Genomic DNA, 24,248 nt, shown 5'->3' with positions numbered 1-24,248 from the left:
TTAACGATGAGGGAGATGAAAAAATGGATACGTACTGTTCACAGCCGGCCGGTGCCGAAGCATACATCGAGGACAGAAAGGATTCCATCCTGACAAAGGGTAAAAGCAAAGGCAATATCAGCTGCAGCAGCGACAGCCTGGCGGGAGCGGTCAGCCAAAGGGCTTGCGTGTACTGTGGGGCAAGAGTGGTCTTAAACCCGGTAACGGATGCCGTCCACCTGGTCCATGGGCCCATAGGCTGTGCCGCGTTCACGTGGGACATCCGGGGAAGCCTTTCAAGCGGATCGGAAATGTACCGCAACAGTTTTTCTACCGATATGAAGGAAAGGGACATCATATTCGGGGGAGAGCAGAAACTGGCTGCCTGTATTGATGAAATAGTCGCTAAGTACGCTCCTCCGGCAGTATTCGTGTATTCTACGTGCGTCGTCGGCGTCATCGGCGACGATATCATCTCCGTCTGCAAAGAGGCATCGCTGAGGCATAATATCGATGTCATACCGGTCGAGTCGAGCGGATTTAAGTCGGGGAACAAGATCGTCGGGTACAGGGCTGCCGCTGATGCGCTGCTGAAGCTGATCACCCCTAAAGACGGGGTACACATCGAACCTACCCGCAAGCTGAACTTCCTGGGGGAGTATAACCTCGGCGGAGAGAAATGGGTCGTCGAGAGATACCTGAAGGAGATCGGCATAGAGATCAACGTGGCATTCACAGGGGATTCCACCGTGGCCGCTTTGAAACAGGCGCCTGGAGCATGCCTGAACCTGGTGCAGTGCACAGGCTCCATGCACTATGTGGCGATGAAACTGGAGCAGACGTTCGGCACACCGTATATGGACGTGAACTTTTTCGGCGCGGAAAACACGACGGAAAGCCTGAGGAAGATCGCGGACTTTTACGGGGACGAAGATATCAAACGCCGTACAGAAGCGCTCATCGAGAGAGAATCGAGCCATGTCCGGCCTGTCATCGAAAAGTACAGGAAAAAGCTTGCAGGCAAGCGGGCGGCCATCTACGTAGGCGGGGCTTTCAAGGCCGCTGCCATCATCCGCCAGCTAAAGGAGCTGGACGTGGAGATCGTCCTCACCGGGACGCAGACGGGCAAAAAGGAGGAATATGAAAACCTGAGCGGCATGCTGAGCGAAGGTACGGTAATCATCGACGATGCCAATCCCGCCGAGCTGGAAAGGTTCCTGCGGGAAAAAGATGTCGACTTCATGGCCGGGGGAGTCAAAGAGCGCTTCCTTGCCTATAAGCTGGGCGTCGGCTTTGTGGACCATAACCATGACCGTAAAGATTGCCTGGCTGGATTCGAGGGTGCCGTGAAATTCGCCCGGGAAGTCCATACCACGGCCTGCTCACCTGTATGGAAACACCTGAAAAACACCAGCGTAAGGGATGTGCGGCTATGAGCGATATGCGAGCGAAGATGGTCAGCGAGAACCAGTGCCAGACATGTATGCCGCTTGGCGGTGTGGTCGCATTCAAAGGAATAGAGGAGGCCATGGTGCTGGTACATGGATCGCAGGGCTGCAGCACGTACATTCGCCTGTCGAACGTCGAGCACTATAACGAGCCGATAGACATCGCGTCTTCCGCCCTGAACGAGAAACAGACCATCTACGGCGGCGAAGCAAACCTGCGGAAAGCGCTGGACAACGTTCTCAGGGTTTATCAGCCTAAAGTCCTGGGGGTGGTTACGACCTGTCTTGCGGAGACCATCGGCGAGGACATGGAGCGGATGATCCAGTCGTACATCAAGGATCATGACATCAGGGGCGTGGATATCATCCCGGTGGCAACCCCCAGTTACAGCGGGAGCCATACGGAAGGATTCTGGGCGGCCACAAAGGAGATCATCAGGCATTATGCAAGGCCTGTAGCAAAGCATTCGGGCATCAACGTGATAATTCCGCACATAAGCCCTGCCGACATCCGGGAAATAAAACGCATCCTGGACATGACCGGGCTGGAGTATACGCTTATACCGGACTATTCCATGACACTGGACAGGCCGTTCGGCGGCGAATACCTTAAGATACCTCTCGGCGGTACCCGGACCCGGGATATTTCCCGCATGGCAGGAGCCCGGGCCACGATACAGTTCGGCCTGACATGCCCTGATGACCTGTCGCCGGGGCTGTACCTGCAGCAGGAATACGGCGTGCCGCTGATAGACCTTCCGCTGCCCTTCGGCCTTGAGAACACGGATCGTTTCATAGAGGCCCTGTCGAGGATCAGCGGGCGTCTGATGCCCGACTATCTGGCCCTGGAAAGAGGATGGCTTCTCGACGCGATGGCAGATTCCCACAAATATAACGCAGAAGGCCATCCGGTCATATATGGAGAGCCCGAGCTGGTCTATGCGTTCGCTGCGTTATGTGCGGAAAATGGCGCCATGCCTGCGGTCATCGCCACCGGGACCAGGAACGGCCGGCTTATGGCGCGGGTAAAAATGCTGCTTGCCGAAGCAGAGGAGCAGCCCATATTCCTCGAAGATGCGGATTTTACGGCAATATATGAAGCTGCAGTTAGTACAGGGGCAAACGTGGCCATAGGACACTCAGGCGGTAAATTCCTGACAGAACATCTTTGCATCCCTGTCGTGCGTGTCGGGTTCCCCATACATGACAGGATGGGCGGGCAGAGGATACTCTCGGCAGGATATGCCGGCACCCTTGCTTTCCTGGACCGTTTCACAAACACGCTGCTGGAAAGAAAGTATGCGTCGTATCGGCAGAAGAAGAAGGATGAACTGACTAAAGGATCGAGAATGCAAGAGGCAGCGATAGAAGGAGATGAATGATATGCAGAAACCCTCAAAACATATATTTATTTGTACAAGCTCCCGCCCCACCGGCCAGCAAAAAGGCTTTTGCCATACTAAGGAAGGCGTCGACGTCATGATGAGGTTCACGGAAGAGATAGAAGAGCGCGAGCTCGGAGGCGAAGTTTTCCTTACTAACACCGGCTGCTTCGGGATATGTGAAAAGGGGCCGATAGTCGTGATATATCCCGACAATATCTGGTATAAGTCTGTAACGGCAGACGATGTTACCGAGATCATGGACGAACACATCGAAGGCGGTAAAGTCGTAGAACGCCTGGTATTATGAGGATCGTTGCGATCGGGAGTGTAAGATGGCAAAGGAGATAGCTGTATTTCTGGGAGACGACGGCTCGAGCACTTTGCTGGACGAGCCGGGGAACATAGTCGTTTTTCGCCGTGCACAGGGTTCATGGGAAATTGACCGGGAAAAGGGATTTTCTATGGGCCGGGTAAAGGGGATACGAGAACTTCGCCTGAATATGGGTGAAATGCTGCAATTCCTTGACGGGTGCAGGATATTCGTCGCAAAGTCAGCCGCAGGCGTCCCGTTCTTTGAACTGGAAAAGGCGGGGTGCAGCGTGTGGGAATTTGACGGGAAGCCTTCGGAGTTTCTGGAACATGTATGGCAGCAGGAAGAAAAGGAACGGGCCATGGAAAAAGACCAGGCTGCGCCATGCTTACCTGCTCCCGAGGAAATAACCCCCGGCAACTTCTATATTTCTATCAAGGGGATACAGGGGAACGCGGATGTCACCAGCAAGCAGGTTCTCCAGAAGTTTATCCGAAAAGGCGGTTTCCGCTCCCTTGTGATCATCTGCAGCCACGTCCCTCCATGGATAGAAGTGGAAGCGGTAAGCAGTGGACTCGTCTTCGAGACCGGCCAGTCAGGTAAGAACGAGTTCAGGGTAAGGATAGTGAAAATGGCTGCCAATGGATGACACATTATCTTCACTGCTCAATGTGCTTAAAATATGCGGGAGAGTGTATTCGAGCCTGTCGACCATCAGGATACCAACGACATGTGCGGTGCAAAGGAAATGTCAATAGCGCACCTGGAATAATAATATGTGTGGCATGTGTATGTCATGCCCGTATAGAAATATTATATGAGAGCCGATGATAAAAATGAAAAAATTGGTAAAAGGAAATATTTAATAAGTTTATTTTTTTATCACCTTTTACTATATGTGTTAATGTATTATAAAAATTAATTAAATAATTAATTTTTACCTCAATGTTTAGTAAAATATAAATAAAGTTCGTTCATAAAGAATGACAATACATTGGGAGGATAACAATGAACAAAAAGAGATCAATGATAGGTCTTGCGATCATCGCGCTGGCCATCACCATTATCGTGTCTGGATGCACGACCGGTACAGGCCCTACGGCCACACCGGGGGCAACAGAGACGCCGACTGAAAAGATAGAACTGACAGTGTTCGCGGCAGCATCATTGACCGACTGCTTTACTGAAATGAAGAACGCTTTCATGGCAAGCAACGAGAACATTGATGTCGTGACCAATTTTGACGGGAGCCAGGCATTAAGGACCCAGATAGAACAGGGCGCATACGCCGACGTATTTGCATCAGCGTCCACGAAGCACATGAACGCGGTCAAGGACGCGGGATACATGGTAAATGATACCGTTGTCAACTTCGCGAACAACAAGCTCTGCGTCATAACCCCGAAAGACAACCCGGCCAATGTCAACACGCTTTCTGATCTGGCTAACCCGGGAGTGAAGATAGTCATAGGTACACCGGAATGCCCCGTAGGCGCATATGCGGTGCAGATCATCGACAAGATGGGCAACGACTCGGCATATGGACCGGAGTATAAGCAAAAAGTGCTTGACAACGTTGTATCCAAAGAGACGACCGTTACGATGGTAGTATCCAAGGTAGCGCTCGGAGAGGCGGACGCAGGTTTCGTGTACGTGTCTGACGTACCGCAGGAATACAAGGAAAAAGTGAACATCATATCCATACCGGACAACCTTAACGTCATAGCCGTATATCCCATAGGTGTGCTCGATGAATCCGGCCGCCAGGACTCGGCGAAGAAGTTTGTGGACTTTGTGAAATCGTCTGAAGGTAAGGCTATACTGGAAAAATATGGCTTCACAGGAGTATAAAGGGGACCGTAAAAACATGGCGGCCGGCCTGATGAGGAGGATCCGGATAACTCCGGCCTCTCTCATCGTATCTTTGATATTCGCCATCATCATTATTTACATATCCCTGCCGGTGGTATCGCTATTTATCAAAACGTCGCCGGAGTCGTTCATTAGTTCCTTGAACGAGCCCGTTGTCATTGAAGCCTTAAAACTTAGCTTCTTGACCACCATAGCGACCACTATTATTGTGATAATAATCGGGACGCCGGTCGCGTTCATCAATGCACGCTATAGATACCCGGGGAAAGAACTTGTGGATACTTTGCTGGACCTGCCCGTCGTGATGCCGCCGGCAGTGGCCGGCATAGCGCTTCTGATGGCGTTCGGCAGAAAAGGTGTCCTTGGAGAATACCTGAACTTATTTGGTGTCACGCTGGCTTTCACCACAATAGCCGTGGTCATGGCACAGGTGTTCGTAGCCTCGCCATTCTTTATCAGGCAGGCGAGGACCAGTTTTGAGGACGTCGACAGGTCCTTCGAGAACGCTGCAAGGAGCCTGGGAGCATCGAGAGTGTATACGTTCTTCTATATCACCGTGCCTATAGCCATGAACGGGCTGATATCCGGCGCGATAATGACATGGGCCCGCGCTCTCGGGGAGTTCGGAGCGACGATAATGTTCGCCGGCAACTTTCAGGGAAGGACACAGACGATGCCTCTCGCCATATACACGGCCATGCAGGGTGATATAGACGCTTCATTATTTTTATCCATAGTACTTGTCATCACGTCGTTTACAGTCATTGCCATTGTAAAGATCCTTACAAGGAGGCGAATGATAGTTGCTAAAGATTAAGACAGTAAAGATGCTCAGGGATTACGAGCTCAACGTGGACATCGGCCTTAATGGCCACAGGACGCTCGTGCTCATGGGCAATAACGGATCCGGAAAGACCACTGTGCTAAACATGGTCTCGGGCATACTGTCGCCGGACTCGGGCACCATAGAGGTGTCCGGCAGGAAATTCTTCGACTCGGGTTCTAACATAGACGTGCCCCTCAATAAGAGGAACATCGGATATGTCTTCCAGAACTACGCGCTGTTCCCGCATATGACTGTCATGGATAACGTGGCTTTTGGGCTCAGGATGAAAAAGATGACAGCAGATGACATAAAGAACAGGGTAAAAGCCCAGCTGGATTCTGTGGGACTGTGGGAGTTAAGGAATGAAAAAGCGATAAAGCTCTCCGGAGGGCAAAAACAGAGAGTGGCTCTGGCAAGGGCCCTGGTCATCAAGCCTGACATACTGCTTCTCGATGAGCCGCTAAGCGCGCTTGACGTAAAGACGCAGGTATCGATGAGGGCGGAGCTAAGGTCGTCTTTAAAAGAGACAGGGCTGCCATGTATCATCGTCACCCACAATATTAAGGACGCGGTAGAGCTTGGGGAGATGGTATATATCATGGACCAGGGCAGAGTGGCCGCTTCAGGCGAGCCGTCCGAAGTCTTGCGAAAAGGCCATAACGATTTTATCGATAATTTTTACAGCTGATCGCTCTTCAAACCCTTAAAATATCTAATGAAGTGGTGAGGCAGAGTACAGTATGCTTAAAAAACATGTACGTCGGATGCACTGAATGATAGGTATACTGTCGCGCCTTCTTTGATCTCCGACATCACTACTTCCCGCCTGGTCAATATCGCGGTCAACTGTACGCCGGCGTGCACAATGACACGGTAATACGGGCCGTTATTAATGACCCGTTCCACTTTACCGGCCAAAACGTTCTCGTGGCCGTAAGACAAAGTCTTTGATATTAAGATGTCCTCAGGGCGAATACAAGCGTTCACAGTACCGTTCATTTGTACCGTTGATACTATCGTCATCCCGTTCGATCTAATAATAGACATATCGTTCTCTATACGGCTTTCGCCCGGGACGACGTTATCCATGCCAACGAAACCTGCAGTAAATGCGCATCCCGGCCTCCTGAAGATCTCGTCGGGCTTTCCGACCTGCACTATGGCCCCGTTGTCCATGACTGCAATACGGTCCGCAAGAGAGAACACTTCCTCGAAATTATGAGTAATATGGACGATCGTGGTCCCTGTCACCTTATGTATCTTTTTTAGCTCTTCTTGAAGCATGTATCGAGTCTTAACGTCAAGCGCGCTTAGCGGCTCGTCCAGCAGAAGTACGCCGGGCCTGATGACCAGTGCACGCGCGATAGCGGTCCTCTGGCGTTCTCCCCCGCTAAGAGTTGCAGGATACCTGTGAAGGAGACCGGAAATGTTCAGCAGTTCAGCGCACTCTTCGACCCTTTTCCTCGTCTCATCCGGCGATGCCCTGTATGACCTGAGCCCGAATGCGATGTTATCAAGAACCGAAAGATGTGGGAACAGCATGAAGTCCTGATAGACCATGCCAATCCTCCGGTCCCTGGGGGGCGATCGGGTGATGTCGATGCCATTCATCATAATATTCCCGCTGTCCGGCTGGTATATGCCGGCAATGGTCTCCAGGAGGATGGTCTTGCCGGTCCCTGACGGGCCAAGTATCATAAAGTACTCGTTCTCGCCTATTTCAAGCCGGATGTCCTTCAATGAGAACTCGCCAAGTTTCTTTGAGACGCCTATCAATCTTAAGATGACGGACCCTCCTGTCAGTATACGCTGCCGGCCCTGCCGTACTTTTCGAATATGAGAAGCGAGATAAGTGATATCACTATCATGATGGAAGCGGCGGATATTGCCAGGTCAAGGTTCCCGCATGACATGTTAAGGAATACGGATACAGGCAGTATTTCGGTCTTCATGCGGGTGGCACCGGCCAGTATCAGCGCAGCTCCGAACTCGCCTATCCCTTTTGACCAGGTTATGACAGCGCCCGCGAGCAGCCCGTTCCTCGACATCGGCATCGTGACCCGCCAGAACGCCTGAAGATCATCACATCCAAGCGTCTTTGCCACGTGCTCATATCGGGGGTTTATGCTTTCTATGGTCGACCTCATTATCCTGACCATGAAAGGGGCATTCATAAAGAACTGTGCCACTATGATGCCTGCGGGAGTGAAAACGAACTCCATACCGGCGCCGGAAAGTAGTTTTCCGAAAGGCGTCATGCCAAAGAATATCAGAAGCCCTACGCCCGCCACAAGAGGAGGCAGCGCCAGCGGGACGTTCATGACAGCGTTCACGGCAGCCTTGCCATGGAAGTCGTACCTGGCAAGAGCGTATGCGGCAGGTATGGCCATTATGATGCACAGCAGCGTGGATATGACCGACGTCTCGATACTAAGCCGGACAGCAAAAGAGATCTCATCGGATAATATGGCCGAGACATGTTCATCCGTCGACGGGAACGCCAGTATGCTCGATATTACCAAAAATATGAACAGTGTCAGTGCGAATCCCGAGGAAGTTGTCAGTACTTTCAGCGCCAGGCTTCCACGTGATGATACCATTTTTTTACCACTGATCTAAGCGGGCTTTACGCTTTTGTCCCTGATGGCGCCCATGTGCTGTTCGTCAACCCATCCGTTCCTGATGCCTTCCATGACATCAAAATGCCTGATATATGGCTTAATGTCGAGAAGCGGCGTGCCGTCCAGTATGTCCAGCCCGCATACATCGAGGATATTTCCCCTGACACCTTTTAGTTCGACTATCGAGAGCCCTATGGGATTGGGGCGGTTAAAATGCCTCATGGCAAAAACACCATGTTCCCCTTTTGCGTCGACTATAGGCTTTTCAGAGATCGCGCTCCCGTCAGCCCTGTCAAAATGATATAATAAAAAGATATGAGAGAAACCCTCAATATCCTTAAGCCCGTCCGCATACCCGGGGAATACTTCGACAGTTCCCCACGCTTTACTGAAAGCGCTCTGTACAGGGGTCTTTTCCTTTTCTTTGAATTCAGAGTGGATGACGCCTATCTCATCATACATATGGGACATGAAATATTCCTCCGTTTAACTATATTCAGGATCAGGGTATGCTACGAACCCGTATTTTTTAAATATGGCCTTTCCTTCATCTGACGCTACAAAATCTATGAAATCACCGGCGGTGACCTTATTTTCGGAGAAAGATAGCACGCCGATCGGAATGACCTTAATGATGTTTTGCTGCTTAGGAATAGTTACCTTCTCCATATTTTCAGGGTCGTAAAGGTCTTCCCAGATTATTACGGCGTCTACCTGGCCAGTGGTCACATATGTGACGAGCTCGTTCACTGTGGCAGCACGCGTCACCAAATTACTCTCCACACCTGCCTTTATCCCGTTCTTTGCCAGCATCTTATCGCAAAGCTTTCCTATGGCATTGGACTGGTTATCGCCCAGCGCTATCTTTAATCCGGGCCTGGTGAGGTCATTCAGGCAGGCGATGTTTTCGGGGTTGCCCTTTCGTACGGCTATTATTGGCGTATGATAGAACACGAGCTTCCCGTCGCCATCTATGAAGCTTTTGTTTTTCGCCATGTTGAAATCATCGGTCGAGCCTGGCATGTACACATCGCCTTTTTTTGTTAGTTCCATCTGGCTTAACAGCGCCCCTGAACCGCCATAGTTGAACTCTATTTTCACGCCGTGCTCCTGTTCGAAAGCTGTAGCGATCTCATCCATCGGCTCGTTCAGCCCCGCCCCGCAATATACAAGGAGTGAAGGTCCATCGCCGCTGTTTACGGTCGTGCATCCGCATATGGATACCAGAATCACTACTATAACAAGGATCGAGATTTTGGTTATATTCTGACCACGATAATTCATGGTCATAAAATACTCAATGACCATACATATATTTTACTATTATGTTAAACATTGATATTTTGTTTAATAAAATAGATTAACACAATAAAAAGGAATCCAGGTCAAGGTATTTCATTTTTGATCATAGAAGGAATAGATAAATAACATTGAGAAAAGCATTCGGATATCGCTATCGGAAAACAGTGATCCGACAGCGTGACCATTTATCATGGACATAAAAGGAAAAAGAATTAAAGAATAATAAAATATGTCAGGGAGGAGCTATTTTTCCTGATGATCCCTGCCATCACCATTTTAAGGATAACTGAACCTATTTTTCTTCCAGCCCTTCAGGGGTGAATTTCTTTCCTTTATGATCTTCCATGTTCTTCTGATCCACCCATCCGCAACGGACATCGTCCCTGTGGTCGAACTGCCTGACATATGGCTTGATATCGAGAAGAGGTGTGCCATCCAGTATATCCACACCGTCTATCTCGAGTATGTTGCCCTTTACCCCCTTTAATTCTACGAGAGATATGCCTATCGGGTTCGGCCTGTTAAAATGCCTTATCGAGAATATACCCCTCTCCTTAGAGCCGTCCACAAAAGGCTTTTGCACCAGCATACAGCCCTCAGCCTGATTAAAATGATAGATAAGATAGAGATGCGAAAAACCATCAATGTCCTTCAGACCTTCCGCATATTCAGGGAATACCTCAACAGTGCCCTTTGATTCGCTAAATATGCTCTGTATAGGTGTACTTTTTTTATCCTTGAACTCCGAGTGTACTATGCCTATTACCTTATACTTGATTTCCATGGTCATTTCCTCTTTTTATGCTTTTTTGAACAATATCCAGAATCCTGTTTCGTCGTCGATGATCTCGTAATCGGGTATATATGCGTCTCTCATGATGCCATGGAAGCGCCCGGCGTTGCACATTTCAAATCGTTTCTTCACGCCGTCTTCCCATTTCTCATCCACTTTTCTCATTTCTTCAGCTGCCCTTGCCCTCAGTTCTGCGTTACCGAAGCCTCCGCCGATATATGCCCTGCCGCCGAGACTCAGGACGCGATATATCTCTTTAAAGGCAGCTACAAGGTCATCCCAGAAGAAAAATGAGCCCCTGCTTACAACAAGGTTCGCGAAGCCATCCTCAAAGGGCATATCCTGTACGTCACCCCTAATGGTGACGATCCTGTCAGATAGCCCTTCGGCGCCTATGTTTTCCGCTGCTATCTCGCGCATATCTTCGGAGGAGTCCATGGAATAGGTTTTCAGGGCGGTCATTTTTGTCAGTGCGATAGCCAGCAGAGCAGGTCCGCTGCCTGCATCTATGCAAATGCCGGTACGCACGCCGCACCTATCCACGATCTGCTGCGCTATCACCGGATATATAGGGGCAAACGCAGTCTTAGCGATCATGTCAAATTCTTTGGACTTTTTCTTATCGTATCTATTCATGATCTTTTCTCCGCCCTGTGACCGGTCTATTACTTTACGATATGCGCATATGTTTTAAAAAGTTTTTTAACAGTAAGTAAAAGTTTATTGATTTTGATTATGAGATGCTGCCATAATTGTTTTAACTTAAAATAATTGTACCATTAATGGGGGCGGAGAAGCTGCCCCCATAATTGTACTGGTGCGTTTTTATTTTTCTCTTTTGTCTGATATCTAAATGTATTTACATTTATTTAAGTATTTTGTTAACCAGTATATAAATGTATATTAAAAATGATAAACAATTCATATTTTTATATAAAATATTATAAAGATATTCTGGATAAAATTAATAATGACGACTGAACAACTGAATATGAGGAGATAATTCATGAAAGTCAGTGTACGCAATAAGATCCCGGGTACTATTAAAGAGATTAAAAAAGGTGAAGTCGTGGCGGAGATAATCGTCAAGTCTGGCGATATCGAGGTAATTTCCGTGATAACTAAGGATGCTGCAGAAGAGCTTGGATTAAAAGTCGGGGACAAAGTGACGGCGCTGATCAAATCGACATCCGTCATGATACAAAAGTAAAACCATCCCGCAAAATCATAATAGCTTATAATCAATAAGCGCATTATTACACATATGCCGGAACATAAGTTCACGCTGCCCGAGTTCACGGGGTCTCTTGCAGACCTTGGCACAATTATACCATTCGTCCTTGTAGCGGTCAGCATCGCGGATATGAAGCTGGGGCCGATACTATTGATGTTCGGGCTTTTCTATATATTCACCGGAGTGATCTTCAAGCTGCCCGTAGCCGTAGAGCCTCTTAAGGTAGTAGGAGCGATCATCATCTCAGTGGGCCTCACCCAGGGAGAGATAATCGGAGCAGGACTTTTTGTAGGGCTGTTCTTTATCCTGATCGCCATAACAGGGATCATAAACTATATTGAGAAGATATTCCCCCTGAGCCTTATCAGAGGCGTGCAGCTTGGCCTTGCGTTCGTGCTCATTTTCAAAGGCGGCCAGTACATTTACCAGGATATGCTGATAGGCATACTTGCAGTGCTGATATTCGTGGCTTCGAAATACTTTAACGACAGGACAGAAGACCTGAATTTCCCGGGTGCGCTCATTATATTCATATTAGGGATCCTTTACGGGATATATGCCCACGGCCAGCCGCCTGTCAACCTGAACATACCGCTGGACCTCTATGTCCCGACGATCGGAGAGGTCGTCAGCGGGGCATATAAGGCGGGCATCCCCCAGATACCGCTTACCCTTACCAATGCCGTACTGGCGACAAGCCTGCTGGCATCAGACCTTTTCAAAGAAAAGATATCTAATAAGAAACTATCCTTGTCCATAGGGGTCGTGAACGTCACCTTGCCATTCATGGGCGGTTTCCCTATGTGCCACGGCGCAGGGGGCATGGCCGCCCATTATAAGTTTGGAGCGAGGACCGGAGGAGCCAATATAATGATAGGGACAGTATTTATTTTACTGTCATTCATATCGACGTCGGAAATGCTTGCGGTCATACCGATAGGAATACTTGGCACGCTGCTGTTCTTTGCGGGCGCGGAGCTATTAAAGAACGCATTGAAGACCGATATATTGATAATCACTGTCATGATGGGCGTGATAGTCATGATAGTGGACGCGACGGCCGGCCTGGCGGCAGGAATAGTGGCTTACGTCCTGTACTATTTATTCTTCAAACCAAAAAAAGCCGGTAAGACTGATGAAGAAGAAAAGATATAATAGAATATAATATTATTGCTTAACACATACATTAAACAAATTTGATTTTTTAACAAAAATGTTTATATAAGTTACAATAATCACCCTGTTCAGGTATTAGTCATGGAAGAATACGACCTGAAAGATCTAAAGATTAAGATGGATAATCTAGAGGTAGACGAAAAGATCAAGGAATACATCAGCGAATGCGTAAAGTTTCATACATTCCCTGCGGCAGGCCTGCTCATCAGCACATTCATGGTCGACCTTGCCCTTGAGAAACTTGGCGCAGTGCCTGGAGAAAGGCTATATGCCGTATCAGAGACGGCTAAATGCGCCCCTGACGCGTTACAGGTGATCATTCACTGCACATATGGCAACCACAGGCTGAGGGTCATTGATACAGGAAGGTTTGCCATCACGGTGAACAGGTTTAGCGAAGATAAGACAGCACCCGGAATCAGGGTATACATTGATGCTGAAAAAGTAAAGAAATATCCGACACTGAACCTGTGGTACAGGAACGATCCCGCTTTCAAGGGCGGCGTAGCAGGCTCGGATCTTCTTGACGAGATATTGACGGCAGGAAAAGATATTCTTTCATGGTACCCCGTTAACGTACGGTTCACCCCCAAGCAGAAATGGAGCTCTACAACCTGTCCCCGGTGCGGAGAGATGGTGCCGGAGAACACTATCGAGAACGGAGTTTGCCGCGGATGCGGAGCATTGTCCTACTACGATAAAGAGACCGCGTAAGAGACCGGGCTTTCTAGCTCCGGTTTTTAAGATCAATAAGGACTCTCGCTCAGGATATAGACATATTTCCGTGTTCGTCCACGGATATTTCTATCTCGTCCACAGTCAGCCTTCCGTGGATCTTATCCTGGACCTCTGTCTTGAGCTTCACGATGACCATGGCTGAATCTATGGCTATCTTTATCCTTTTTTTATCCGCTTCCGTAAATATGATCTCAGGTATCTTATAAAGGTCCGTGCCTGCCGGAACAGTGATCCATATCGGCGCTTCAAGTGCCCTGTAGAACTTTAAGGTGTTTTTAGCCTTTTCAATGTTCTTTAAAGCAGTATTCTCAATGATACAGATATTACCCCTGGTCGTCTTCAGTTTCCTTGCGATGTCCGCCTGGGATAGTCCTTTTTTCTTTAATTTTAATACCTCTACCTGCTTTTCTGTAAGAAGCATATCTTTTTCGTGTTCCCTCATAGCCTTCCTCAAGTGTTTAATAGTTTTGTAAAAACGTTCGATATATAGTTTTTGACTAGAGCAGTTTAATCCGGTCTCTGCAGAATATCAAGGAAATATTTGATATATTTGTAATATTATATAAATAATAATTTCAATAATGGCTTCTATGTAATGTTATTTCTTTTTTTATATATATTTAATAATTTAAAGTATATCACTTATAGTTAATTTTCAAAAAATTGTCAATCGATATGGATAACTATATAAATGACACTTAAGATAAAACATTTAACTTGAAGGCAAAAGGGAAGTTTTTGTGGCGATCGTCACTGTCTGCGTCCGCAACGCGCAGCGAATGTATCGTCAGACGACTTTCCTTCCCTTCGCGCTTTCATCCCTGATCGGGATGATCACGTTCACAAAGGTTAGAGGTGTAACTCTTGATCTCAGAGGTAGTCGAAGAAAATGTTGTAAAGAAAGACGGGAAGAAGATCACGTGTACAGATGTGACCTGCCCGGTGTGCGGAATGTCCTGCGATGATATTTATATCGAGCTTACGGACGATGCGGTACTGACCAAGAACGCTTGCCTTATGGGAGATGCGAAGTTCCAGGAGCTCCGCAGCCACCACAGGCTTACAAAGCCGCTTGTCCACGGAGAAGAGGCTTCGTGGGACGAGGCGCTTGAAAAGACCGCCGATATACTGGTCAACGCAAAGAGGCCTTTCTTCTTCATGGGAAGCGAAACGTCTAACGAGGCGATGGCAGTAGGTATCGAGATCGCTGAATACCTCGGCGGTTTAGTAGATGGTAACGCTACCATTTGCCACGGTCCCACAATCATGGGATTGCAGCTTTCGGGGCAGGTAGGTTCCACCCTCGGAGAATGCAAGAACAGGGCAGACCTGAACATATACTGGGGATGCAACCCGGCAGACTCGCACCCGAGGCACATGAGCCGCCACTCCCAGTTCGCCAGAGGCTTCTGGACAGAGCAGGGCTTCAAAGGCAGGAAAGTCATCGTCGTAGACCCGAGAAGGAGCCCGACCTGCGAGGCCGCTGACCTTCACGTCCAGCTAAAGCCCGGAAAGGATCATGAGCTCATCGATGCACTTATGACCATGCTGAGAGGCGAGGAGCCGCACCCGACCGTGGAAGAGGTCACAGGAGTGTCAAGAGAGACCCTCAACAAGATGGCTGAGATGGTAAAGGAATGCAAGTTCGGAGTAATATGGGTCGGACTGGGCATAGCGAGCAGCAGGGGCCACCACTACAACGCAGCGATAGCGATGAGATTCACCCATGAATGCAACAAGTTCACAAAGTTCGTGATCAACGCTAACAGAGGGCACTGCAATGTGGCAGGCTTCAACCAGGTGTTAGCCTGGACGCACGGCTTCCCGTTCGCAGTGGACTTCTCAAGAGGTATCCCCAGGTATCAGCCGGGAGAATACTCCTGTGTGGATGCCCTGTCCCGTGGAGAAGTTGACGCGATGATCGTCATGTGCGCAAACCTTGGAGGGCACCTTCCTAAGAAGGCTGTCGAAAGGCTCGCCAAGATCCCGATGATAGCAATAGAGACCTCCCCCGGAACTAACGCTTTCATGAGCGACATCATTCTGCCGGGCGTATTCGACGGAATGGAATGTGAAGGCACTTTCTACAGGATGGACAACGTGCCCATCTACGCGAGAAGCTTCACAAAGCCGCCATTTGACTTCACCGAATCGAACGAGCACACTCTGAAGCAGCTGTTCGAGATCGTAAAGAAGAAGAAAGCAGAGAAGGATGCCAGAGAGGCAAAGCAGTGAGGTGGATGACATGGAGATAACTCTTAACACCGGTTCAACAGTCTACCAGGGCGCCATAATCAAGGGCGGCAAGACGTTCGCAGATGCCGAAGGATACATGCGCGAGGCCGCGTACTGCAACATCAACCCGGAGGACTTTGACGCCCTCGGAAGGCCATGGTTCGTACGCATCACCAACGAGTATGGAGACAGCGTCGTCCTCAGGGCGAAAAAGACCAACACGCAGCAGAGAGGAGAGGTCTTCGTCCCGCGAGGAGTATGGGCCAACATCGTCGTTACGGTATACACCGAAAGTACGGGAAGCCCGACCTACAAGAACCTGAAGGTCGACATCGAAAAGTGCAACGGCCCCGTCCTTGATCCTGTCACCCTGATGAGACAGGAGTACTTCGGCGGCAATATGCACAAGATCTGGAAGGAAAAGGCTGAGGACTAAACTGGTACCACGCAGGCAGCCCACATGTATCCCGAAGTCTCATACCCATATGGAAGTAAGACAACCTCGAAATATAGAGTGCTGGATATATGTGGTGATGTTGCCCGATGGTCGAACATAGAAGTCTGCCCGGAAAAAAAGTTCAGGATATTGCTTAACGGTAAAAGAGTCGCATCCTTCATGGCGACCCCCGATAATATCGAAGCCCTTGCCTACGGACATTTGTTTTGCGAAGGGTTCATAGGCAGTATCGGCGACGTCATAAGCTTTGAACCGCATGACAGCTCTATTGATGTGCTCGTCGGCGGGGATAAGGCTGGACAGGCTTCATGTGATTTTTTTGATCCCTTCATCGAAGTATCGATCGACCATAAAATATTATACCATTGCCGAATGCGCCTGGAAGAGCTTGCTAAAATAGCAAGGATGACAGGAGCCACTCACTGTTCCGCGATCTTTACCCCATACGGAGGAATAATATCCTATGCAGAGGACGAGGACAGGCACTGCGCCGTCGATAAAGCTGTCGGAAAGGCTGTTTTAAATGGCGTTGACCTGAATGGCTCTATCCTCATGTGTACAGGAAGGGCATCGGCAGGGATGGTCAGGAAAGCGCGCAGGGCGAACATACCGGTGTTCATTACCTGGGCAAGCCCTTCAAGCAAGGCAGTGGAGCTAGCCCGTAAGTTTTCTATGACGCTTGTTTCTTTCCCGTTCATGCCGAAGATAGACATCTATAGCGGCGAAGAGCGCATCACCGGTCTTGAGGATAAAAGGGAAAAATACGCCCGATTAATGCATGAAGGCCTTACCGGCTTTGATAACCTGCAATAAAATAACCCTGGAAAAGAGTTGATAATATGGATTCCGGCTCAATACAGTTCGTTTTTGAATATGATCTGAACGATGAGCATTCTTTTGAAGTACCGGAAAATTGCCTGTTAGTCGATGATTATAAATTGAATCTTTTTTCCGTCCATGAGTTTATCAGATCATATCCTATCGACTCTATGGACCTCGATATTGAATATGACAGGCCTTGACTAAAATTATCATTTTTAAAAAATATAAATGAACATAAGGACATTGTTATTGAATATGTTTACATATTTAATATAATGAAATCATAACCGATAACTATTTAGTAAATCTTAACCCTGATTTATCCTAAACAATTCACATAAATTGACCGGCCACACGTCAACATTGTCCGGTATGGATGTGTTTTTAAAATTGAAAACGGGTATGAAGGAATGAGTCTGATGGAAAATGGTAGCATAAACGGCATTCATGAAAGAGGAAATGAGAATAAAGATCTTACTAATTCATATACGGTCACAAGAGTGGACAGGGATGCCGTAACCAGAGTCGACGTAGAAGTCTGCGTGGAGGAGAGCGTTAATATCATTTTAAACGGTGCCCGGGTCGCGAGCCTGACCATTACGCCGTCAAACCTTAAGGAATTCGTGTATGGCTACCTGATATGTGAAGGCCTGATCAGGTCGATTGACAGGATAGAAAGCGTCGAGATAAACTGGCCAGATATTTTTGTCAAAGTACCCGAATTCGATAAAGACGACCCAGGCCTGTGGATGGAAATAAGAAGCTCCGGATGCGTAGGAGTAAGGTCTTCATGGATGAGTCTTGAAGGACCGGTAAAGTCGGACATATCCCTGAGTAAGGATATGATATTTCATTCCATCGAGCTGATCAACGATCTTGCGGTGTTATGGAAGACGACCGGAGGTACCCATTGCACCATTATTTTCGACAAAATGGGCTCCCTCATATCCTATGCGGAAGACATGGGAAGACATAACACTATTGATAAGGCAGTCGGTAAAGCCCTTCTTGATGGCCGGGACCTTTCCGGATGCTTTATGGTATGTACGGGCAGAATGCCGGCGGGGATGGTGGCAAAGGCTTACCGGGCAGGAATACCCGTCATTATCAGTAATACAGCGCCTTTCACCACAGGCATAGAGCTTGCCAGGAAGCTGAACATGACGCTTATTTGTTTTGCCAGGCCGCCGAGGATGCAGATATACAGCGTTCCTGAAAGGATCAAAGACATCGGGACCATAAGGGAGAATGTTCCATGATACTGGCGGAGCACGATAACCCTGTGATGCCGGAAAATGGCCGGATGATGGTGCCTATAAAAAAGGCCTATGAAATGATCGATAAGATGAGAGAAAAATTTTTCTTAGAGCTTCCGGTCGAAAAAATATCGCTAAAAAAAGCGCTGAACAGAAGACTCGCATCAGACGTCATATCTGCGATATCGTCTCCCATGCATAACATTTCGATCATGGACGGATACGCCATAAGCACATCTGACAGGTATCCGCTGGCATTGCAGGAGGATATATATGCTGGCGATGAGCCCGGAAAAGTACTGGGAAAGGGCAAAGCCCGGTACGTGGCCACAGGCGCTTTCGTACCGGAAGGTGCAGATGCAGTATTAAAGATTGAAGATGCCGTTATCGAGGACGATATGCTGAAAGGCATATCACTGGAACCGTGGACCCATATCGTCAAAGCAGGCTCGGACTTTAAAACAGGAGAGACGATCCTGTATGAGAACAGTGTTATAAGGCCCCAGACGATAGGGATACTCCATGCTACGGGCGTTAGTTCGATAGAGGCCTATAAAAAGATAAAAGTAGCCGTGGTGTCGACGGGTAACGAGATCAAGAACGGCATGACAAAGGACACGAACGCGCCGATGGTGTGTGCTATGCTTGAGACCTGGGGATGCGAGCCCGAGCATATTGGCGTGATACCGGATAATAAAGAAGAGACTGTATCCGTCATTGAACAGGTCACGAAGGACTATGACATGGTGGTGACCATAGGCGGCGTATCGGTGGGGAAGAAGGATTTCATTGTCTCTACTATCATAGAAGGCGGCAGCGTCGTTTTCCATGGATACAGGATTCGCCCGGGAAAGCCTCTTCTAGTATCTTATTACAACGATAAGCCAGTATTCTCTCTTCCCGGTAAGCCGACCGGTGCATATACCGCGATGGAACTGATAGTGCGGAGGTTCATAATGGGAGAGACCAGAAGAGTAAAGGTCGACCTTCCTGTCAGCAAGGACATAGAGTTTTACTCAAAAGGGTTTGATTATATCGTCTATGTGGAGATAAGGGATGGTAAAGCTGTGCCCTTAGGCTATGAAGGCTCGTCGCTGGAATTGTTCTCAGGGCGAAAATACGGCGTGTCCATCATATCCGCATCGCCGAGGTCGCTTGTGGCGGACGGATACTTCATGGCCCGGGATAACCTGAAAGAAGGAGAGAACGTTACAGTGAACCTGCTTTGATGTTTAAGATCATATAATACTTTTTATCATATGACCTCTATGTTGAACAGGTCGTTGGCGTCGCATTCAAGCACGCCGAAAAAGTCTTTCATGAACCGCTTGAGCTTGAATATTATTGTCTTCTTATCGTTGAATATGGAATAAGAGTCATTCGCCATCGTGATCTTTGGATTAAGGTTGTATAGCAGCCTGTGGGTACCGAGCCTTGCGCCTGTGATACCTATCAGCGAATCGGATATGCATGGATTTTTTCCAATCACAATGCCTACGTTCTCTACCCTGAGGTCAGTCTCGAGAGCCTGGTTAGCGACCATTGCCATACGTACCGCGACGGCCAGTCCTATGCACAGCTCGCCATGATAGTTAAAAGCTTCCCTTTTAAAGCTCTCTTTGAGGTCTTTCGGCATCATCTTTTTTATCTTTTCGGTTTTATCAGGGTTTCTTGCGGAGAATATGCAGTCCCATCCCGCATGGTAAGGCTTTATGTCCAGTACTGGCGTCCCGTCTATCACATCCATGTTCGAGACGTGAAGGAACCGGCCTGACCTGCCAAGTAAAGTGACGGGCGTAAGCGCTATAGGGTTAGGTCTCGAAGGCGACCTCATAGAAAATATGCCTTTTTCGGGAAGTTCCGGGGATATCTTTCTGGGCGTGGCTTTCAGGACGTCCCTGTCGGCTTCGTGCAGCCAGGAAAGAATAAAGAGATGGCTATAATCCTCGATACCCTCCATAGCATCGACGTATTCCATGAATACCTCTATATCGGCAGTAACACCCTGAACCGGCATATCATCCTTTAGCTTTATTACGGAATGTACGGTACCTACAGGAATTACTGATAAGTCCTCAAATCTAATTATGACCTTCCCCTTACCCTAAATAATTGAATAGTTCGTTTAATTAGTTCATTTGTGAACGTATAAATAAATTACTGTCCTTATACTATATGTTAATATAACTTACTAAACATCAGTAAGTAATTGTATATAAAAAATTTGGACATAATCTGTGCCGCTGATTTAGTAAACACTAAATATATAATAATTTTATAAATATATTATGTAGTTCATCGGTTACCTAAACGGTCAATTGCAATTGGCCGCTCCCGGGAGGAATTATGGTCGACGTGATAGTCATATATGATACAATATCCGGTAATACGGAAAAAGCAGCAAAAGAGGTCTACGAAGGGGTTTTGGAAAGCGGTGCGGAAGCCATGTTGAAAAATGTGAGCGAAGCCACGGAGAATGACTTGAGGGAAGCCCATGGAGTCATTCTGGGCTCTCCGTGCGTGAACAATAACTATTCGGGGAGAATGAGAGAGTTCCTGAACGGAAAGCTAAAGAACGTAAGGATGTACGGCAAGGTCGGAGCCGCTTTCGGAACATACAAATGGAACGGAGGGAACCTCCACAGGCTGGAGACTGAAATGCTTTATCACGATATAAAGATCGTAGCGCCGGGATACAATGCATTAAAGGCGCCGGGCAGAGATGCCGTTAAACATTTAAGAGAACTCGGGAAAAAAGTCGGCGAGGAAGTATTGAAGCTAAAAGAAGAAAAGACCGTTTGAAATTGGAAACCCTGTATGCCATATACAAAATTAGCAGATTTAAATGATCATTGTCCGACAGGATCAATTCTGATTTACTGTACGTGGTTTTAATACGTTATGCCTGGGTGATTAAGCTCGGAGTGAAAGGAACAGGCCGATATATCCTTAGAATATTTTCACTTCGAACTTGCAGTGATCATGCCCCGTCCCATGGCATTCGATCTCGTCGACGGAACATTTTACTTTCAGCCTTTCCTCAATGATGGCCTCCAGTATGCCTTCGTCCAGCGAGCATTCGGTACGGCCCACATCAGGCAATGTGCCGCAATCGAAACAATCTTCCACTATGATGGTCGGGAAGACGCCCATTTCGGCATGGACCTTTCCAAGTCCCTGCTCTTTCCAGAAAGCCGCTACCTCATTGAGAAGATCAGGCAGCTTTGAAGACTTAAACGACGGCGCCAGCATGCTCCCGACATCGTGGCCTATCTTTTTTAACGCAGGCCTCGTATCGATGCCGTATGACTCCATTCCGCATCTGATGAGATGGAAAAGCGATCTCAGGAACCCATATTTGTCGCCTTTGAAAGACGGTACCGTGTTCAATATCTTAATATAATGCAGCGTCACTGGAGGGCTGGAGCTTACGATAAGGTCGGAGTTGATGCCAAAATACTTTTTTCTACGGTCTACCGGGTCCACGCGCTTGTATATAAGTCCCATTTTTAGAAGGTCGTTCAGGTGTACCGACATCGTGGATTTAGCCTTTCCGCACACCCTTATCAGTTCCTCGAAAGATAATTCCCTTTCCTGAAGCTTTTGAAGTATCCTGTTCTTTACGGGACTGTCGACAGCTATAATGCCTTTTTTTGTTGAGTATATCTCGACCTTTTCCTGGGACATCATATTCTCATTTTTTACTTAAAGTATTAATATGTTCGCACATTCCGAACAGTTCGGAAAAAAAGAACTAATGTCGGCCCCGTTTTCTTTAAAATACCAACAGGTTATTATACATGTTCGTAATAATACGAATTGTTCGTATTCATACTAAATATATGGTGATGTTATGAGTTCTGAAATAAAGATCCAGGAAAAAGTATCGGTAAGTGAACCGGTAAACGAGATGCACAGGAAGATAGTCGGCGACAACGGCATGACAGTGTTCGAAAGATACGAGGCGAGGAAGCCGATATGCACATTCGGAGGCTCCGGCGTCTGCTGCCACCTGTGCAGCCACGGCCCATGCAGGATAACCCCGAACGCGCCGTTCGGCATATGCGGCGCGAACGCCGATACCATTGTCGCCAGGAACTGGCTCAGGCAGACAGCCATGGGAGCGGCTTCCTACGCATATCATCTTGAGGAGATGATTAATACGTTAAAGGCCGCGGCGAGAGGCAGCCCTGTATTCAGGATATCCGACGAGAAAAAGCTCTATGAGTTCGCAGGCAAGCTGGGATTCAAGACCGCCGGGGTAAGCCCGCATTCCCTCGCATTGGACTTAACGGACTTCCTGCTTGCAGAATTGAGAAAGGGCTCCGACGAGCCTTCAAGGGTCGCGATGGCTTTCGCGCCCGGGAAGCGCATTGAAGTATGGAAGAAACTCGGCATACTTGGAGGAGGCCTGAACTCTGAGATACGGGACAACCTGGTAAGGACAGCCACTTCGATCAACTCGGATGCAGTGGATCTTCTGTTGAAAGCCATGAAGATGGCGATATCCACTAATTATGTCTGCCTGTCGATAGAGATGCTGCACGATATAGTGTTTGGCACTCCTTCCATAGTTAAGACAAGGGCGGACCTGGGCATCATAGACAGGGACACGGTAAACATAATCGCACACGGCCATGAGCCGATGATGGGCATGGCCGTCATTAAGGTCTCGAAATACCCCGAAATGATAGAGCTTGCGAGATCGGCCGGCGCAAAGGGTATCAAAGTATATGGTTCAATGGACACCGGCCAGGAGCTTATACAGAGAGCCGGCGTGGCCGCAGAAGGTGTCGAAGGACAGTTAGGCAACTGGGCCTCTCAAGAGTTCATTCTCGCTACCGGTGCAATAGACCTTGTAATGGCAGACATGAACTGTACGCTTCCCGTAATGGGAGAATATGTCGCGAAATACGGCGGTAAGATAGTGCCGGTATCCGGGCTTGTAAGGACGCAGAGCAACGGCAGCGCCCCGGTGGAGTTCAACGCTTCGGCTGCCGAAGAGCAGGCGAAGGAGATCATAAGGCAGGCCGTAGAGTCATACAGGTCGAGGAAATCTGTGACAATACCGACAGGATGTTCTGACGCAGTCGTCGGGTTCTCCCTTGAGTCCATAACAGGAGCCCTTGGCGGTTCCGTAGCTCCCCTTCTGGACGTCATCAAGAACGGCAGTATAAAGGGGATAGTAGCAGTAGTAGGCTGCACCAACTGTAAGAACGGACAGGGCAAGACATCCACGAAACTTGTGGAGGAGCTCGTTAAGAAGGATATACTGGTCGTCAGCGCAGGATGCGTCTCCAGCGACTTCCAGTCCGCAGGGTTCTGTGACCCGTCGTTCGCGGATAAGGCAGGAGATGGCCTCAAGGCCGTATGCAAGTCCCTGGGAATACCGCCGGTACTTAACTTCGGCACCTGTACGGACATTTCAAGGATATATCTCGTAGTGACCGCCATTGCTGAGGCACTTGGCGTCGACGTGCCTGACCTGCCCGTAGCTGCGAGCGCGCCGGAGTATCTTGAGCAAAAGGCCGTAGTATACGGCACATACGCTGTCGCGGGCGGACTATTCACGCATGTAGGGCCTATACCACCGGTGACCGGTAGCCCGCTTGTCACGAAGGTGCTGACCGAGGTCGTAGAAGACCTTACAGGAGGCAAGGTCAACGTAGAGCAGGACCCTGTCAAAGCGGCAGATGCGATATACGGCCACATAATGTCGAAGCGCCAGAAGCTTGGAATATGATGGCGGTATTAATGCCGCCTCTCTTTTTTGGAAAACATAATCACTACATAG

At 48.4% G+C, this 24,248-nt stretch carries 27 protein-coding genes; 18 read left to right on the top strand and 9 right to left on the bottom strand.

Going from position 1 to position 24,248, the window contains the following annotated elements:
* The first annotated feature begins 23 nt into the window (after positions 1 to 23).
* The 7 genes from nifE (at position 24) to CUJ83_RS04655 (ending at position 6,508) form a co-directional block, all read left to right on the top strand.
* Positions 24 to 1,415 (top strand): nitrogenase iron-molybdenum cofactor biosynthesis protein NifE, encoded by a 1,392-nt coding sequence (nifE, locus tag CUJ83_RS04685; protein WP_230741123.1) that lies wholly within the window; start codon positions 24 to 26, stop codon positions 1,413 to 1,415.
* The gene (locus tag CUJ83_RS04680) at positions 1,412 to 2,809 is read left to right on the top strand and encodes a nitrogenase component 1 (protein WP_230741122.1); all 1,398 of its coding nucleotides are present in this window, start codon (positions 1,412 to 1,414) and stop codon (positions 2,807 to 2,809) included. The genes nifE and CUJ83_RS04680 overlap by 4 nt, the downstream gene beginning before the upstream one ends.
* A 1-nt stretch (position 2,810) precedes the next feature.
* Positions 2,811 to 3,119 (top strand): 2Fe-2S ferredoxin, encoded by a 309-nt coding sequence (locus tag CUJ83_RS04675; protein WP_230741121.1) that lies wholly within the window; start codon positions 2,811 to 2,813, stop codon positions 3,117 to 3,119.
* Between the two features lie 25 nt (positions 3,120 to 3,144).
* Complete coding sequence (locus CUJ83_RS04670; protein WP_230741120.1) at positions 3,145 to 3,771, top strand: Fe-only nitrogenase accessory AnfO family protein; 627 nt, start codon at positions 3,145 to 3,147, stop codon at positions 3,769 to 3,771.
* Between the two features lie 359 nt (positions 3,772 to 4,130).
* Positions 4,131 to 4,973, top strand: a complete 843-nt coding sequence (modA, locus tag CUJ83_RS04665) for a molybdate ABC transporter substrate-binding protein (RefSeq protein ID WP_230741119.1) — start codon at positions 4,131 to 4,133, stop codon at positions 4,971 to 4,973.
* Positions 4,954 to 5,811: an ABC transporter permease gene (locus tag CUJ83_RS04660; RefSeq protein ID WP_230741118.1), complete on the top strand. Its 858-nt coding sequence runs from the start codon at positions 4,954 to 4,956 to the stop codon at positions 5,809 to 5,811. Before modA (CUJ83_RS04665) ends, CUJ83_RS04660 begins: the two co-directional genes overlap by 20 nt.
* On the top strand, positions 5,798 to 6,508 hold the full coding sequence (locus tag CUJ83_RS04655; RefSeq protein ID WP_230741117.1) for an ABC transporter ATP-binding protein: 711 nt from the start codon (positions 5,798 to 5,800) through the stop codon (positions 6,506 to 6,508). Before CUJ83_RS04660 ends, CUJ83_RS04655 begins: the two co-directional genes overlap by 14 nt.
* 56 nt (positions 6,509 to 6,564) lie before the next feature.
* On the opposite strand, the gene CUJ83_RS04650 is transcribed toward CUJ83_RS04655, so the two are convergent.
* The 6 genes from CUJ83_RS04650 to CUJ83_RS04625 form a co-directional block, all read right to left on the bottom strand.
* Positions 6,565 to 7,596: an ABC transporter ATP-binding protein gene (locus tag CUJ83_RS04650; protein ID WP_230741116.1), complete on the bottom strand. Its 1,032-nt coding sequence runs from the start codon at positions 7,594 to 7,596 to the stop codon at positions 6,565 to 6,567.
* Between the two features lie 23 nt (positions 7,597 to 7,619).
* Positions 7,620 to 8,420 carry an ABC transporter permease gene (locus CUJ83_RS04645; RefSeq protein ID WP_230741115.1) on the bottom strand — a complete coding sequence of 267 codons (801 nt, stop codon included), beginning with the start codon at positions 8,418 to 8,420 and terminating at the stop codon, positions 7,620 to 7,622.
* Between the two features lie 15 nt (positions 8,421 to 8,435).
* Positions 8,436 to 8,912, bottom strand: coding sequence for a tRNA (N6-threonylcarbamoyladenosine(37)-N6)-methyltransferase TrmO (gene tsaA, locus CUJ83_RS04640; RefSeq protein ID WP_230741114.1), 477 nt, complete (start codon positions 8,910 to 8,912; stop codon positions 8,436 to 8,438).
* Between the two features lie 15 nt (positions 8,913 to 8,927).
* Positions 8,928 to 9,725, bottom strand: a complete 798-nt coding sequence (modA, locus tag CUJ83_RS04635; protein ID WP_230741113.1) for a molybdate ABC transporter substrate-binding protein — start codon at positions 9,723 to 9,725, stop codon at positions 8,928 to 8,930.
* A gap of 310 nt (positions 9,726 to 10,035) precedes the next feature.
* Positions 10,036 to 10,527: a tRNA (N6-threonylcarbamoyladenosine(37)-N6)-methyltransferase TrmO gene (tsaA, locus tag CUJ83_RS04630; protein ID WP_230741112.1), complete on the bottom strand. Its 492-nt coding sequence runs from the start codon at positions 10,525 to 10,527 to the stop codon at positions 10,036 to 10,038.
* A 15-nt stretch (positions 10,528 to 10,542) separates the two neighbouring features.
* Positions 10,543 to 11,172, bottom strand: a complete 630-nt coding sequence (locus CUJ83_RS04625; protein WP_230741110.1) for a class I SAM-dependent methyltransferase — start codon at positions 11,170 to 11,172, stop codon at positions 10,543 to 10,545.
* Positions 11,173 to 11,542: 370 nt separating this feature from the next.
* Here CUJ83_RS04625 and CUJ83_RS04620 point away from each other — a divergent pair, with 370 nt between their 5' ends.
* From CUJ83_RS04620 to CUJ83_RS04610, 3 genes are all read left to right on the top strand, one after another.
* Entirely contained in the window at positions 11,543 to 11,746 is a 204-nt protein-coding gene (locus CUJ83_RS04620) for a TOBE domain-containing protein (RefSeq protein ID WP_230741109.1), read from the top strand.
* Between the two features lie 54 nt (positions 11,747 to 11,800).
* Positions 11,801 to 12,925: a putative sulfate/molybdate transporter gene (locus tag CUJ83_RS04615; protein WP_230741107.1), complete on the top strand. Its 1,125-nt coding sequence runs from the start codon at positions 11,801 to 11,803 to the stop codon at positions 12,923 to 12,925.
* 102 nt (positions 12,926 to 13,027) lie between these two features.
* On the top strand, positions 13,028 to 13,660 hold the full coding sequence (locus CUJ83_RS04610; protein WP_230741105.1) for an FmdE family protein: 633 nt from the start codon (positions 13,028 to 13,030) through the stop codon (positions 13,658 to 13,660).
* 49 nt (positions 13,661 to 13,709) lie between these two features.
* On the opposite strand, the gene CUJ83_RS04605 is transcribed toward CUJ83_RS04610, so the two are convergent.
* Complete coding sequence (locus CUJ83_RS04605) at positions 13,710 to 14,138, bottom strand: Tfx family DNA-binding protein (protein WP_230741103.1); 429 nt, start codon at positions 14,136 to 14,138, stop codon at positions 13,710 to 13,712.
* 461 nt (positions 14,139 to 14,599) lie between these two features.
* Here CUJ83_RS04605 and CUJ83_RS04600 point away from each other — a divergent pair, with 461 nt between their 5' ends.
* The 6 genes from CUJ83_RS04600 to CUJ83_RS04575 all read left to right on the top strand — a co-directional run bounded on the left by CUJ83_RS04600 (position 14,600) and on the right by CUJ83_RS04575 (position 19,683).
* A complete protein-coding gene (locus CUJ83_RS04600; protein ID WP_439651956.1) occupies positions 14,600 to 15,919 on the top strand; it encodes a formylmethanofuran dehydrogenase subunit B in 1,320 nt (439 codons plus the stop codon).
* On the top strand, positions 15,897 to 16,355 hold the full coding sequence (locus CUJ83_RS04595; RefSeq protein WP_230741099.1) for a molybdopterin dinucleotide binding domain-containing protein: 459 nt from the start codon (positions 15,897 to 15,899) through the stop codon (positions 16,353 to 16,355). Before CUJ83_RS04600 ends, CUJ83_RS04595 begins: the two co-directional genes overlap by 23 nt.
* A 78-nt stretch (positions 16,356 to 16,433) precedes the next feature.
* Positions 16,434 to 17,189 (top strand): formate dehydrogenase accessory sulfurtransferase FdhD, encoded by a 756-nt coding sequence (locus CUJ83_RS04590; protein WP_230741097.1) that lies wholly within the window; start codon positions 16,434 to 16,436, stop codon positions 17,187 to 17,189.
* Between the two features lie 26 nt (positions 17,190 to 17,215).
* Positions 17,216 to 17,398, top strand: a complete 183-nt coding sequence (locus CUJ83_RS04585) for a hypothetical protein (RefSeq protein ID WP_230741095.1) — start codon at positions 17,216 to 17,218, stop codon at positions 17,396 to 17,398.
* Between the two features lie 210 nt (positions 17,399 to 17,608).
* Entirely contained in the window at positions 17,609 to 18,457 is an 849-nt protein-coding gene (gene fdhD / locus CUJ83_RS04580; RefSeq protein WP_230741094.1) for a formate dehydrogenase accessory sulfurtransferase FdhD, read from the top strand.
* On the top strand, positions 18,454 to 19,683 hold the full coding sequence (locus CUJ83_RS04575) for a molybdopterin molybdotransferase MoeA (protein WP_230741092.1): 1,230 nt from the start codon (positions 18,454 to 18,456) through the stop codon (positions 19,681 to 19,683). Before fdhD ends, CUJ83_RS04575 begins: the two co-directional genes overlap by 4 nt.
* Before the next feature lie 26 nt (positions 19,684 to 19,709).
* Here CUJ83_RS04575 and tsaA (CUJ83_RS15880) read toward each other — a convergent pair whose 3' ends face one another.
* A complete protein-coding gene (gene tsaA / locus CUJ83_RS15880; protein ID WP_369423878.1) occupies positions 19,710 to 20,516 on the bottom strand; it encodes a tRNA (N6-threonylcarbamoyladenosine(37)-N6)-methyltransferase TrmO in 807 nt (268 codons plus the stop codon).
* Positions 20,517 to 20,800: 284 nt separating this feature from the next.
* Between tsaA (CUJ83_RS15880) and CUJ83_RS04565 the strand changes: the two genes are divergently transcribed.
* The gene (locus CUJ83_RS04565) at positions 20,801 to 21,256 is read left to right on the top strand and encodes a flavodoxin domain-containing protein (RefSeq protein ID WP_230741088.1); all 456 of its coding nucleotides are present in this window, start codon (positions 20,801 to 20,803) and stop codon (positions 21,254 to 21,256) included.
* A 147-nt stretch (positions 21,257 to 21,403) separates the two neighbouring features.
* On the opposite strand, the gene msvR is transcribed toward CUJ83_RS04565, so the two are convergent.
* Positions 21,404 to 22,144: a transcriptional factor MsvR gene (gene msvR / locus CUJ83_RS04560; protein WP_230741086.1), complete on the bottom strand. Its 741-nt coding sequence runs from the start codon at positions 22,142 to 22,144 to the stop codon at positions 21,404 to 21,406.
* 163 nt (positions 22,145 to 22,307) lie between these two features.
* On the opposite strand from msvR, the gene cooS reads away from it, so the two are divergent.
* Complete coding sequence (cooS, locus tag CUJ83_RS04555; protein ID WP_230741085.1) at positions 22,308 to 24,197, top strand: anaerobic carbon-monoxide dehydrogenase catalytic subunit; 1,890 nt, start codon at positions 22,308 to 22,310, stop codon at positions 24,195 to 24,197.
* The last annotated feature ends 51 nt before the right edge of the window (positions 24,198 to 24,248 follow it).

It is taken from the genome of Methanooceanicella nereidis (assembly GCF_021023085.1).
GTDB lineage: Archaea > Halobacteriota > Methanocellia > Methanocellales > Methanocellaceae > Methanooceanicella > Methanooceanicella nereidis.
The sequence above is the reverse complement of the archived record's forward strand: the minus strand, read 5'-3'. Positions and strand labels throughout refer to the sequence as shown.

What these genes read in the sequence shown, in the direction of transcription:
- tsaA (WP_230741114.1), bottom strand. Translation starts at nt 8,912, where the DNA reads ATGTCCCATATGTATGATGAGATAGGCGTCATCCACTCTGAATTCAAA.
- tsaA (WP_230741112.1), bottom strand. Translation starts at nt 10,527, where the DNA reads ATGGAAATCAAGTATAAGGTAATAGGCATAGTACACTCGGAGTTCAAG.
- CUJ83_RS04645 (WP_230741115.1), bottom strand. Translation starts at nt 8,420, where the DNA reads ATGGTATCATCACGTGGAAGCCTGGCGCTGAAAGTACTGACAACTTCC.
- CUJ83_RS04675 (WP_230741121.1), top strand. Translation starts at nt 2,811, where the DNA reads ATGCAGAAACCCTCAAAACATATATTTATTTGTACAAGCTCCCGCCCC.
- CUJ83_RS04615 (WP_230741107.1), top strand. Translation starts at nt 11,801, where the DNA reads ATGCCGGAACATAAGTTCACGCTGCCCGAGTTCACGGGGTCTCTTGCA.
- msvR (WP_230741086.1), bottom strand. Translation starts at nt 22,144, where the DNA reads ATGATGTCCCAGGAAAAGGTCGAGATATACTCAACAAAAAAAGGCATT.
- CUJ83_RS04595 (WP_230741099.1), top strand. Translation starts at nt 15,897, where the DNA reads ATGCCAGAGAGGCAAAGCAGTGAGGTGGATGACATGGAGATAACTCTT.
- modA (WP_230741119.1), top strand. Translation starts at nt 4,131, where the DNA reads ATGAACAAAAAGAGATCAATGATAGGTCTTGCGATCATCGCGCTGGCC.
- CUJ83_RS04575 (WP_230741092.1), top strand. Translation starts at nt 18,454, where the DNA reads ATGATACTGGCGGAGCACGATAACCCTGTGATGCCGGAAAATGGCCGG.
- CUJ83_RS04565 (WP_230741088.1), top strand. Translation starts at nt 20,801, where the DNA reads ATGGTCGACGTGATAGTCATATATGATACAATATCCGGTAATACGGAA.
- CUJ83_RS04610 (WP_230741105.1), top strand. Translation starts at nt 13,028, where the DNA reads ATGGAAGAATACGACCTGAAAGATCTAAAGATTAAGATGGATAATCTA.
- modA (WP_230741113.1), bottom strand. Translation starts at nt 9,725, where the DNA reads ATGAATTATCGTGGTCAGAATATAACCAAAATCTCGATCCTTGTTATA.
- CUJ83_RS04585 (WP_230741095.1), top strand. Translation starts at nt 17,216, where the DNA reads ATGGATTCCGGCTCAATACAGTTCGTTTTTGAATATGATCTGAACGAT.
- nifE (WP_230741123.1), top strand. Translation starts at nt 24, where the DNA reads ATGGATACGTACTGTTCACAGCCGGCCGGTGCCGAAGCATACATCGAG.
- fdhD (WP_230741094.1), top strand. Translation starts at nt 17,609, where the DNA reads ATGAGTCTGATGGAAAATGGTAGCATAAACGGCATTCATGAAAGAGGA.
- CUJ83_RS04620 (WP_230741109.1), top strand. Translation starts at nt 11,543, where the DNA reads ATGAAAGTCAGTGTACGCAATAAGATCCCGGGTACTATTAAAGAGATT.
- CUJ83_RS04680 (WP_230741122.1), top strand. Translation starts at nt 1,412, where the DNA reads ATGAGCGATATGCGAGCGAAGATGGTCAGCGAGAACCAGTGCCAGACA.
- CUJ83_RS04670 (WP_230741120.1), top strand. Translation starts at nt 3,145, where the DNA reads ATGGCAAAGGAGATAGCTGTATTTCTGGGAGACGACGGCTCGAGCACT.
- CUJ83_RS04625 (WP_230741110.1), bottom strand. Translation starts at nt 11,172, where the DNA reads ATGAATAGATACGATAAGAAAAAGTCCAAAGAATTTGACATGATCGCT.
- cooS (WP_230741085.1), top strand. Translation starts at nt 22,308, where the DNA reads ATGAGTTCTGAAATAAAGATCCAGGAAAAAGTATCGGTAAGTGAACCG.
- CUJ83_RS04660 (WP_230741118.1), top strand. Translation starts at nt 4,954, where the DNA reads ATGGCTTCACAGGAGTATAAAGGGGACCGTAAAAACATGGCGGCCGGC.